The sequence below is a fragment of the Halostella sp. PRR32 genome, assembly GCF_034808085.1.
GTDB classification, from domain to species: Archaea; Halobacteriota; Halobacteria; order Halobacteriales; family Natronoarchaeaceae; genus Halostella; species Halostella pelagica.
Map to the genome: position 1 here is coordinate 44,571 of NZ_JAXHGL010000009.1, position 11,459 is coordinate 56,029.

9 protein-coding genes are annotated in these 11,459 nt (G+C 58.3%); 5 read left to right on the forward strand and 4 right to left on the reverse strand.

Annotation, left to right across the window (positions count from 1 at the left end; all coding sequences use genetic code 11):
• Window positions 1–249 precede the first annotated feature (249 nt).
• Window positions 250–1,872, forward strand: coding sequence for an alkaline phosphatase family protein (locus SM753_RS19380; protein WP_323192761.1), 1,623 nt, complete (start codon window positions 250–252; stop codon window positions 1,870–1,872).
• A gap of 153 nt (window positions 1,873–2,025) precedes the next feature.
• On the forward strand, window positions 2,026–3,030 hold the full coding sequence (locus SM753_RS19385; protein WP_135536975.1) for a lipid II:glycine glycyltransferase FemX: 1,005 nt from the start codon (window positions 2,026–2,028) through the stop codon (window positions 3,028–3,030).
• A gap of 80 nt (window positions 3,031–3,110) precedes the next feature.
• Here the strand turns inward: SM753_RS19385 and SM753_RS19390 are convergent, their stop codons facing one another.
• Window positions 3,111–3,692, reverse strand: coding sequence for a metal-dependent hydrolase (locus tag SM753_RS19390; RefSeq protein WP_323192762.1), 582 nt, complete (start codon window positions 3,690–3,692; stop codon window positions 3,111–3,113).
• Entirely contained in the window at window positions 3,692–4,729 is a 1,038-nt protein-coding gene (locus tag SM753_RS19395; RefSeq protein ID WP_323192763.1) for a DUF1616 domain-containing protein, read from the reverse strand. Before SM753_RS19395 ends, SM753_RS19390 begins: the two co-directional genes overlap by 1 nt.
• Window positions 4,730–5,809: 1,080 nt before the next feature.
• Here SM753_RS19395 and SM753_RS19400 point away from each other — a divergent pair.
• The gene (locus tag SM753_RS19400; protein WP_135536979.1) at window positions 5,810–6,091 is read left to right on the forward strand and encodes an ArsR family transcriptional regulator; all 282 of its coding nucleotides are present in this window, start codon (window positions 5,810–5,812) and stop codon (window positions 6,089–6,091) included.
• A gap of 843 nt (window positions 6,092–6,934) precedes the next feature.
• On the opposite strand, the gene SM753_RS19405 is transcribed toward SM753_RS19400, so the two are convergent.
• Window positions 6,935–7,132: a HalOD1 output domain-containing protein gene (locus SM753_RS19405; protein WP_135536980.1), complete on the reverse strand. Its 198-nt coding sequence runs from the start codon at window positions 7,130–7,132 to the stop codon at window positions 6,935–6,937.
• Between the two features lie 1,639 nt (window positions 7,133–8,771).
• Between SM753_RS19405 and SM753_RS19410 the strand changes: the two genes are divergently transcribed.
• Window positions 8,772–9,983: an orc1/cdc6 family replication initiation protein gene (locus tag SM753_RS19410; RefSeq protein WP_135536981.1), complete on the forward strand. Its 1,212-nt coding sequence runs from the start codon at window positions 8,772–8,774 to the stop codon at window positions 9,981–9,983.
• A gap of 203 nt (window positions 9,984–10,186) precedes the next feature.
• Here the strand turns inward: SM753_RS19410 and SM753_RS19415 are convergent, their stop codons facing one another.
• Window positions 10,187–10,399 (reverse strand): hypothetical protein, encoded by a 213-nt coding sequence (locus SM753_RS19415; protein WP_323192764.1) that lies wholly within the window; start codon window positions 10,397–10,399, stop codon window positions 10,187–10,189.
• 186 nt (window positions 10,400–10,585) lie between these two features.
• Here SM753_RS19415 and SM753_RS19420 point away from each other — a divergent pair, with 186 nt between their 5' ends.
• Window positions 10,586–11,263 (forward strand): halocyanin domain-containing protein, encoded by a 678-nt coding sequence (locus SM753_RS19420; protein WP_323192765.1) that lies wholly within the window; start codon window positions 10,586–10,588, stop codon window positions 11,261–11,263.
• Window positions 11,264–11,459: the final 196 nt, after the last annotated feature.

The window sequence follows — 11,459 nt, forward strand, 5'->3', positions numbered from 1 at the left end:
CGGGTCGGCGACCGACAATCGGCGACGTGCACCGTTCTCAATCGACCTATCTCTACGACTGTTTCGTCTGACGAACGAACCGTCGAGACGAACAGCGGTCCCCTGCGACCAGATCGACAGGACAGGTTCTCAGATCTGATCGGGAATTTCTCGGAGTCGGACAGTAGTATCACCGTACTCGACGCCGTGTCTCGGGTTTCCAGCCCTATACCCTGCATAACAAAGGGAAATTCGCATCACTGAACCGATATGGAGAGTCGGGAAACGACTGGACCGAAGACGATTCTCATCGGCATCGACGCGGCGTGTCACGGCGTCCTCGATCCCCTCGTCGCGGACGGTGCCGTGCCGAATCTCGCCGGGCTACTGGACGACGGAGCGAGCGGACCGCTCGAATCGCAGGTCCCGCCGTGGACGGCCAGTGCCTGGCCGTCGCTGTACACCGGAATGAACCCCGGCAAACACGGGGTGTTCGACTTTCTTACCTTCGACGGGTACGACTGGGAGGTCGTCAACGCGACACACGTCGACGAACGACCGCTGTGGCGGCTACTCGACTCGGTCGGACAGACCAGCGTCGTCGTGAACGTTCCGGTGACGCATCCTCCGAGCGAGTTCGACGGGGCGCTCGTTCCCGGATACATGGCCCCCGAGGACCCGGACTGTCACCCAGCCGGTCTGTTAGCGGACGTCCGCGAGGAGATCGGGTCGTACCGCGTCTACCCGAACGACGTAGACGGGGAGACAGCCCAGCGGGAGGAGTACGCGTCCGTCGCCCGCTCCCGCGGCGAAGCGTTCCGATATCTCGTCGACCGCTTCGACCCGGAGTTCGGCTTCGTGGAGTTCCAGGTCACGGACACCGTCTTCCACGACCAGCCGGGAGACCAGAGAACCGTCCGCGCCGTGTACGAGGCCGTCGACGAACAGGTAGGCGCGATCTTAGACGACTGTGACCCAGACACCGTCGTGGTCGCAAGCGACCACGGAATGGGTCGGTACCGCGGTCACGAGTTCCGCGTCAACGAGTTTCTACGGGAGTCCGGCGACGTGACTGCGGTCAAAGGCGGAGAAGGCATGCCTAGCTGGGCGACCGTTCGCGACGGACAGTTGAAAGCGGGGAAGACGGAGACGGAACCGGACGAGAGAGCGCTCGCAGACGTGATGACCGGACTGGCTCGGTTCGGGGTGACGAGCCAGCGGATCGGGAAAGCGCTCGGACTCGTCGGCCTCGACGACTTCGTCGCGAAGCGAGTCCCCGCGTCGCTCGTCAGCGCCGGAACGGAGCAGGTCGACTTCCCCGACTCTCGGGCGTACATGCGTTCCCGCATCGAGTGCGGCGTCCGGATCAACCTCGAAGGACGCGAACCGGCGGGGATCGTCCCGCCGTCGGAGTACGAGGCCGTCCGTGACGACCTCGTTCGCCGGCTCTCCGGCGTCCGGACGCCGGACGGCGAACCGGTGTTCGAGGACGTCGCACGACGCGAGGAGTACTTCCACGGGCCACATGCCGACGAAGCGGCCGACGTGATAGCAGTACCGTCCGATTTCGACCACTTCCTCTCGGCGCGCCTCTCCGGGTCCAGATTCGGCGAACCGACCGAACCCTGGAACCACAAGCGAGACGGTATCGTCGCCGTCGCCGGAGAGGACATCGACGAGACAGTCGACCTGACGGACGCCCACCTGTTCGACGTAGCGCCGACGGTACTCGCGACGATGGGCGTGGCGGCCGACGAACGAATGGACGGAACGGTCCTCCCGGCCGTCGAATCGTCCGGCGAACGGAGCTATCCCGAATACGACCGTCAGCGGTCGACGACCGACGAGGGCGGCGTCGAGGACCGTCTCGCGAACCTCGGGTACATCGAATGACCGACCGGGATGACACGAGCATTGGTACGTTAGACTCGCATATGAGAACCGGCACACTAGACTCGCGCGCGACCAACGACACGCGACACTCGCGGCCGAACACCGAAGTCCGCATCCGCACTTCCGCATGACTATCAAAACTCGCACGTACGCATGAGCATTGAAATTCGCACTATCGACGACGCAGAGGAGTGGGACCGTTACGTCGACCGTTCCGACGGAACGAACCTCTTTCACCAGTTCGACGCACTCGACGTTCAGGCGGAGTACACGAGCGCGAACCTGTATCGGTTTGCTGGGTTCAAAGGACAGGAGGCTGTGGGGCTCTTTCCGGTGTTCGAGATCAAGAAAGGACCCGTGTCCACGGCGTTCTCGCCGCCGCCGGAGATACGAGTCCCCTATCTCGGGCCGGCCGTGTTGAACATGGAGAAGCTGAAACAACGCAAACGCGAGCGCCGTCTGAAGCGGTTCCTCGACGGGTGCATGGAGCGTATCGAGAACGATATCGGTCCGAAATACACCCACGTCCGGACAGACAGTCGGTACGACGACCTCCGTCCGTTCATCTGGAACGACCACGATGTGACTCCCGATTACACGTACCTCGTCGACCTCGAAGACGGGACTGAGGCGGTCAAAAGCCGGTTCAGCAGCGACGCGCGGAGCAACATCCGGGACGGGGAAGACGCCGACTACGTCATCGAAGAAGGGAGCCACACCGCGATAGAGCGGATCCTCGAACAGGTCCGGAACCGGTACGAGGCACAGGACATCTCGTTTCATCTGCCGACGCCGTTCGTGATCGACCTGTTCGACCGCCTCCCGGACGGGCAGTTACGCCCGTACACGCTGTACGTGGGCGGGACGTTCGTCGGCGGCATGCTCGTCCTTGACGACGGCGAACGAGTGTACCGGTGGCAGGGTGGCGTCCGTACCGATGCGGACGTCGACATCGCGACCAACGACCTGCTCGACTGGCGCGTCATGCGCGACGCGATAGAGCGCGGCCGGGCGTACTACGACCTGGTCGGCGCTGACTCGCCGCGGATCAACCGGTACAAAGCGAAGTTCGGCCCGGAACTCGAAGCGTACCACAGCATCGAAAACGGGACGCCCGTGATGAACAAGATGGCCCACCTCTACCAGAAGATCCGGTAGCGGCTATCGGAGGACCGATCGGTACGGCTGTTCTCTTCTGATCTCGGTCACAGCGATCTCGTTCGAAGAAGTCGAACACGTCAGTCTCCAGAACGTGACTGAGATCCGGGGGCGAGAACGTCCGTAAGCACCGGCCTGCCGTCTCTGTTCCAGACGAGCAGAGCGGCGGCTACGAGCGCGAGTTCCAGAACGATGTACAACTGTCCTCTCGGCGTGCCGAGGAACTGGACGAACTGTAGGAAGTACGTCTCGAACTCGAAGAGGAACCCCCGAGGAGCGGTTTCTCGGCCGGGGACGAACGGCCACAGGAGAAACGAGGTAGCGACTCCACCGTCGGTCGCCAGAGGATACAGCATATCGCCGGGCAGGTGGCTGACATGTCCGAACGCGAGTGCGCCACCCCAGCGTGGAACGTCAGCGAGCCAAGCGACCAGAAGCACTGTCGGGACGAATAGCGCAACGAAGGTAAGCGAATGTGCGAGAGACGATCCGTTCGGTAAGACGCCGAACGTCCACGCGAGCGGTTTGTCTATGAGGTCGGGGAGTTGCGTACCGACTGCGAGCAGCACCGATGTCGGCCCGTCAGGTGGTCTCCCGTACCGTCGACGGGTGTACAGCGAATACGCGATGTATCCCACCGCGAGGTGTTCCCAGGGCCACATCAGTTCTCCGTGACGGAGATCCAGACGTACGCGGATCGGTACGCGTTCTCAGGACTGGGGTCATCGGGCGCGCCGTCCTTGTAGAGGAGATACTGAAGTCGCAGATCCTCCCCGATCATCTCCGGCGCGACGGCGTGTCGTTCCGTCCAGACCTCGTTCTGTCCGACCGTGTTTTGCAGTCGCGTCACCTCCTCCTGTTCGAGGACGGACGCCGAGCCGTCGGTGACATCGACGCGCTGGACGACGACCACGACCGTGTACGTCGTTTCCTCGCGTTCGTTGTTTTCCACTCGAACCGTCATATCCTGCTCCTCGCCGGAGGTGAACTGGCTCGGATACCCCTCCGAAACCAGATCGCCGGTGTCGTTCTCAGTCAGTAGCGTTATCTCGGAGGTCGCCTGGCCGTCGGCAGGAGATGTGACTGCCCCACCGAGCGTGCCGAGCGCGATGATGACGCTGAGTACCAGTGCGACGTTCAGGACGGTTCCAGTCACCGAGCCAGCGCCGGTCAGCGCTCCGTGGAGACCGACGAACCAGCGCCGAACCGGGAGCGTGAACCGCTGTTTCGGCGCGACGCGAAAGCGGCGGAACGTCGCCAGAACGGAGCCGATAACGGCGAACGCGACCAGCGTTCCGAGGATGTTCCGCGTCGACAGTTCGAACCCGGCCACCGAGATTCCCAGAGCGAGTATGGGGACCAGCGCGACGCTAACCCCGAATCCGAGGGCACCGCGTTCCACCAGATCGATGTATCCGGCCGTCTTGTCTGTCACTCGTTCCTCGGAAAACGTTCGGAACCGTTCGGGCAAACTGTGTCGTCTCGGGAACAAGAACGCAACGAGGACGTACCCCGGAACGAATACGATCAGAGGCAGGACAACGATCGGCCTCACCGTCGTCGCGTCTGCCGGTAACACCGTAATCACCAGGGCGGTCGCGACCACGTACAAATTGACGACCGAGAGGTCGACCGGAACCTGTCGAGCCACAGTGAGAAACTGCTCCCAGAACGAGCGCTTCGATGTCTCGTAATTCATAGTGATTGGTACGGTCTACACCGACCGAACAGTTCGTCCATCGCGCGGCGATACTCGACACTCGACATAGTAGTGCGGTTACTCCGGGGTACCCGTCCTTGGGGCATTGTTATTAAGATCCTACGGCTTGGATTTTCCGACGGCGTTGGTTTTCTCCTCGGTAGCTGGGTCTCAGCGTTCTCCTCGTAACTGGTTCCCAGAGTGCTCACATCGTCCGTGGCGAGCCATCGGCTGGCAGAGCTGTCGTTTGAGGGAACGGACCGACGCTGCGACGTATGCGACGGATCAACCCTCCGTAGCAACCCCTTCACGGAGGTCACGAGTCGTCGAGCAATCGAGGCACGCGTACACTCTGTTCTGATTGTTGCCGAACACGCGAGCGAACTGGTTCGAGACGTATGCCCCGCAGTTACGGCACTGTCTGTTCGTGATCGATCCGCGATTCCGTCCCGATCCGTCTGGTTGCGAAGCCATAGGCAGTCACCGACATCACTCCGTGAGAGTCGCTTTGTTATATTCCACTTAGTAAATTCTCCGATACTGCGGTCCTCAGTCGAGTTTAGCAAACCTCGGATTTCTCCCGGCGTTTCGGTGACAGTTGCAGAAACAGCCGGGGTGAGATCGTTGAAGCTGAGCTGATACGCGAGAATATCTTACGGTCCACAATCGTCTGTAGGAGCCACGAGCGTCTAACGCATAGAAACCGGCTCAAGAGAAAGAGAGAGAACATCTGCGTACCGTCGGATCGCGGGAAACTCCGTTGAGCGTAGATGACAAGTTCGAATCAACTCAGAGAGGTCAGTTCGGATGCAGCGATAGGTCGATCCGGATGGAACACCTGCTTAAAGTTGTAACCACACGCAGTCAAATAGGGCCGGAGTTACTTGGGGAACCACGAGGAAACACAATCGGTATCGTGTCCCGGTGGAACGGCGCAGTATCAGGTAACAAACTGTGATGGAATTGGTCTGGTTCCGTAACTGTGGCACAATTACGTTTCGATTAAACTGGAAGTAAGCGGGTAATTCAAGGTTGACTATACACACGAATTAAGGATATCAGACGCTAACATCGGACAATATGACTGAAGTATGGGATGAGATCGGGTTCGTTATTAGCTCACGGTATCGCGTCGCCGTCTTAGAACGATTAGCAGAGGGCCCAGCAACGCCGTCCCAGATCGCCACTGACTCAGAGCTATCGATCGCGCATATCTCACGGAGCCTACGACGACTGCGGGAACGTGATCTCGTCGAACTTCTCGTTTCAGAGGACAGGAAGAAAGGACGCGTGTACGGGATCACGGACCGCGGCGAACAGATCTGGAGTCAGATCCAATCCGAGAACATGCTCGAAGAATAGAAGGCGACTGGAGGGTGGCTCCCGGTTCCCGTCTTGCTTTCTGCGTCGTCCTGTCTATCGTATCGGAACACAGTAGCGATACGTAACCGGCAGTATCGTGACGAGTATCCTGTCAGGCGGGTTCGGGTCAGATATTTCGCGCGACAGTCTTCGCTTACGTGCGCCCGAATAGAGTTTCAGCAATGCATCAGCGACGTTCAACAATGGATAGCATCAGCAACGACCCTGCCCGTTCTCGAAGGAGACAGCATCGCATAGGCGGCGGTTTCTCGTGTCTTTCACGGGCGAAGAATTACCGCAGGAGTTGCGTCACTATCACTTGCACACTGATAGTAGTGCTTGCAACGATTTATACCACTGGCCATGCTCACGAGGGAGATCTAAGTCGGTGTGGGATTGCAAGCACTACTAGAATTAGCGTCGTACCAGCGCGAGAGCACAGATAAAGATTAAAGAATAGTTTCTAGATTTCATCAGGGATTTAGATACAGATAGAGGAGTCCCGTTCAGTCTCCTGCCTCCTCGTCATCGGCATCAGGAACGAGCATTTCAGGTTCGCGCTTATAGGTCGGAGTCTCTGCAAACTGACGGATCCGTTCCCAATCGCCTCGTGACAATCGCTGCGTCATTAGACTCTGATTTCTCCCCTTTGGTAAAAAAGGGTAATGGTGGTTCAGGGTAGTAAGAGGGACAAACCCTCCACAGGGAGTTACTACTCGGACCGCGACATGGTACTTTCGTCTACCACCGGTATGACTGAAACGTCCTTCATCAGTGTGTCTGAAGCGTATTTGCGGTGCTACAGGAACCTATGAGCGAACGAGAGACCCCGTCTGAAGGGATTCATTCGTCGTGTTCGACGAGGATACGCCCATCCGAGTAGACAGTAACAGTACAGTCCCATTCAGAGAACGTTAGCGAGGACATACTGTCTCCGTCCATAGAATCGAAGAGGGAGTTGAGCGCGTCCGGGTCGAGGATTTCGTTGAGAGACGGGGAGAGGTCAAGTGGATCGACATCTAACGCCTCTGCGACAGTCATTACGACGGAAGTCCCGATATCACTCCCTCCAGAAACCGGGTCATACGATACAGTCGTTCGATTTCTGTCGCTCGAATCGTCAGCTGTTGTCTGTCGAGTGTCGGCAGTTATGTCGTTAATCATAGATGATCTGGTCGTGGTCCACTCCTTGGTATTTTAGAGTGCTCCTATAAAACTTCCCCAATATATCTCGTCGAACCCGCCGAAATGGTATCAAAGGTAAGGTATACGTTTCGAGAAGTGCCGTCCATAGTCGGGTAACCTTCACTTAAGCGAAGCGCGACTTCCTACGCTGATCATGATCTATCCGGATCCGCATGAGCGGACTGACCTTTGGTCTGGTTTGACAAAGAGAGATCCGAGCGGAGTCTATCCCTGGTACCGTCTGTAATGATGTCTTACCGGTGTAACCAGTTCTCCCCGGTACTGTAAGCTCCTCTTACTCAGAAAAATCGCGGTTGCTATCCCGGGACAAACGGGAAAACCACGTTGAAGGACTCCGAACTTCGAACTGAACCGGGGGCACCGTATTACAGTAATATATTTGTAAATATAATCAGCCAGTAATCGGTGTCCGGTGTTCCCAGATACTGCCACACCCCGTTTCCGGTGAAATCCGTACTGTTCACCGCTAACCAGGTGTCAGATCAGAGACGCACACACCACGTTTCCGGTGAAAGGCGGATCTCCGTCGGTGCTGGTGTCCCGACTCGGCTACTACAGCATCGAATCGACGAGTCGAGTATCGACAGGAGTGCACCTGTAACCGAGACAATCACGTGCCGCTTTCTCACGGAGACACACACACACCACGTTTCCGGTGAAATAGGGTTTGGACGGGGGGTGGGGTTGAGTGAGGTGGGATTGAGTGGGGGTTGGTATGGAGAGAGAGGGATGAGATGGGCTAGGTATGGAATTGACTAGGGCGAGATGAGGTTAGTAGGGCGAAATGACGTTAGGTGAAAGGAATAGATCGGGATACGATGTAAGGGACAAATGGAAAGCAGCTATCGCAAACCTTCTAGGTGTTGTCAATATCTCCAGCTAACTTAACCAAGTGGTTATAAGTGCCTGCATAGCCTATAGTCCACTAACTTAATCGATTTTAAAGAAAAAGAGACTTGTAGTCGATTGACCGACTTCATTTCCACTCGAAAGAAACCCTCAGGCAGTGACTCTAGACAACGGGTGGATTCCTCGAAACGAGCTTCCGGGTATGTGTCGTAGTCCGCGGTGTTTCAAACGGCCTATGGTGTTCTCTACCGACCTACGGTCTTTCAGAGCGGTCTCGGCCTACGGCGCTTCATTGCAGTTCTCGTAACGGACGTGTTAGCACAAATACGAAACCTACGCGAGTTCGAGACGGTCTCCGGTCGCGTTCTCACACCACGTTTCCGGTGAATCGCTGCCATTGGCAAGAAAAACCCCGGTAAACAGCGTGCGTTTGGGACTGATCAGTTCTCACTCCGGTGGTTTGACGCGGTTTTCTGATGAACAGACCTCGTTTCCGATGAACGAAAACCCCCGTTTCGGCTCCCCCACCCCCACCCAAAACCCCATTTCACCGGAAACGTGGTGTGTGTGTCTCCCGGGATAACTATAAGTGCGTTTCACCGGAAACGTGGTGTGTAACTCAACTATGTCCGAATCTGCCGACGACCTCTTCACACGGGAGGACCCGATATTCGCCAACAAGGAACTGTTAGAGATCAATCACCTCCCCGAAGAGGGTCGCATCGTCGGCCGAGACGACGAAATCGCGGACCTCGCCAACGCAGTAAACCCGGCTATTTTCGGCCAGAGTCCGAGCAACGTTCTCATTTACGGCAAAACCGGGACTGGGAAATCCCTCTGTGCGAAACACATCTCTCAGCGTCTCGTCCGCGTCGCAAGCGACGAGGGCATCGGTGCGGCGTTTGCATACGTCGATTGTGCGCAGGACAGTACAGAGACACAGGCGGTCCAAACGATAGCGAGCAGGCTCAACGAACCCGACTCGACAGGTGTCAAGATCCCCGACAAGGGTCTCAGTACGTCGACGTACTACAAGCGCCTCTGGGGACTGCTCGACGAACAGTACGACGTCGTTCTGATCATCCTCGACGAAGTTGATAAGCTCGACGACGACGACATTCTGATGCAACTTTCCCGTGCGGGCGAGGCCGGCAAACTCGACCACTGTAAGCTCGGTGTCATCGGTATCAGCAACAAGATAAAGTACAAGGACCGGATGGACGAACGAGTCAAGAGCAGCCTCTGTGAACGCGAGTTCGTCTTTCCGCCGTACGACGCGACGCAACTTCGGTCGATCATGGAAGCTCGAAGCGACGCCTTCCGGGACGGCGTTCTCGATTCGTCGACGATACCGCGCGCCGCGGCGCTCGCCGCTCGCGAACACGGCGACGCCAGAAAGGCGATCGACATCCTCCGGTACGCGGGCGAGATCGCCCAGTCCGGTGGGTCCGAAACGGTCCGAGAGGAGTTCGTAGTGCAGGCACGAGAGCGGGCCGAAACCGACAGGTTCCGCGAACTCATCCGCGGTTCGACGCCTCACTCCAGATACGTCTTGCAAGCACTCGCCGTCCTCGCGCTCAACCAGCCGGAAGCTGACGGGTTTCGGACTACGCGCATCTACGACGTTTACGAAGAGGTTTGCCGTCAGGAAGGGTCGGAACCGCTGTCGCTCCGGCGCGTCCGCGACCTGCTGAAAGAACACGCCTTCCTCGATATCCTCGAACAGTCCCGGCGTAGCGGTGGAAGCGCCGAAGGAAGTTACACGGAACACCAACTTCTGGAGGACCCCGACGTGGTGAAGAAGGTCCTCATCGAGACGGATCAGGAAGACGACTAATAGTAAGCTGAGAACACAAGACGACTAATAGTAGAGTGGAGAACACACCACGTTTCCCGTGAAATGCCGTCCAGAATCCCCACAACGCTTCCTCTGTCGGTGCAGATATGTACCAGTAGTTCTGTACGTCTCGATTACTCACCAGCTCTAAGAGCACTTCCCTGCGGTCTATCGTGCCCAGTTCGAGCGGATCCAGTTCCGCGTCATCGGCTGAACTGGGGTTCGATCCGTATCCGAAATCTGCCGGGGTAATACCCGAGTGCGCCGCCGTCGTTTCGGGTCCCGATGCCCCACGCCCAGCCGTCGTTTCGGGTCCCGATGCCCCACGCCCAGCCGTCGTTTCGGGTCCCGACACCCCACGCCCAGCCGCCGTTCCGACCTCGGTTGTGAACTCGTCCGAGGCCCTTCGCATCCATACAGAGAGGGTTCCTGAGCTGTGTTGGAGTGGCTATCGCACCGGACCGATGTTCCCAGTCCGTGGGATATGACGGCTTCAGCGTGTGAAACCCAGCTACTTCCGAGGCTGAGGAACCTCTATGTTCCCAGTGTATGAGAATTCCGATGACGGTATTAGTGTCCCGTCACGTATCTTGGAATACACCATGACCGAAAACGGTACGCGCGGCGGTATGGGCCGCAGGGACTTGCTCAAGGCGACCGGTGCGGCCGGGATCGCAACGGCCGCGCCAGCGGCGGCCGGTCGGGCACGAGCGCAGGAGGACGGCTTCGGAAACTGGTTCGAGAACGTCGGCAACTACGACGGAATTCAGGACCAGACCGGAACCGACCAGGTGACCGTCACCGTCGGGAGCCAGGCGAACGGCGGGAACTTCGGTTTCGACCCGGCGGCTATCCGGGTCGACCCTGGGACTGAGATCGTCTGGGAGTGGCGTGCGGGGAGCCACAACGTCGTTCACCAAGACGGCGATTTCGAGAGCGAACTCACCAACGAGGAGGGGTTTACCTTCACGCAGACGTTCGAAGAAGAGGGTATCAACCTGTACTTCTGTTCCCCCCACCAACAGACTGGGATGAAAGGCGCTGTCGTCGTCGGCGACATCGAGGTCGACGAGGGCTCCGCGGCGAACGGTAACCAGGAGGGCGGCGAGGGAGGGAACGGTGAACAGGAAGACGGCGGTAGCGGCGGCAATACGGGTTCGACCGAAACGATGTTGATCGGCGCCAGCATGCTCGCCGCGTTCCTCTCGCCTATCGCCTTCGCGATCTTCCTGTTTTCCCGAGGCGATCGGACCGATAACGAGCCCACAGCGTACAGGTGAGCAGGTGACCTAGGCGAACAGCCGGTCGTTACGCCCCCGTCGAACAGCCGACTGTCACGCCCCCGTCGAACAGCCGAAGTCAAACCCGTTTCCGAGGACGCTACGGGTACATCCAGTCCGATCTCGGAATACTACACGCTAGGATACCTCACTCCGTGCCCGCTCGATTAGCGCGGTAGGGTCCGGTCGCCGCAAC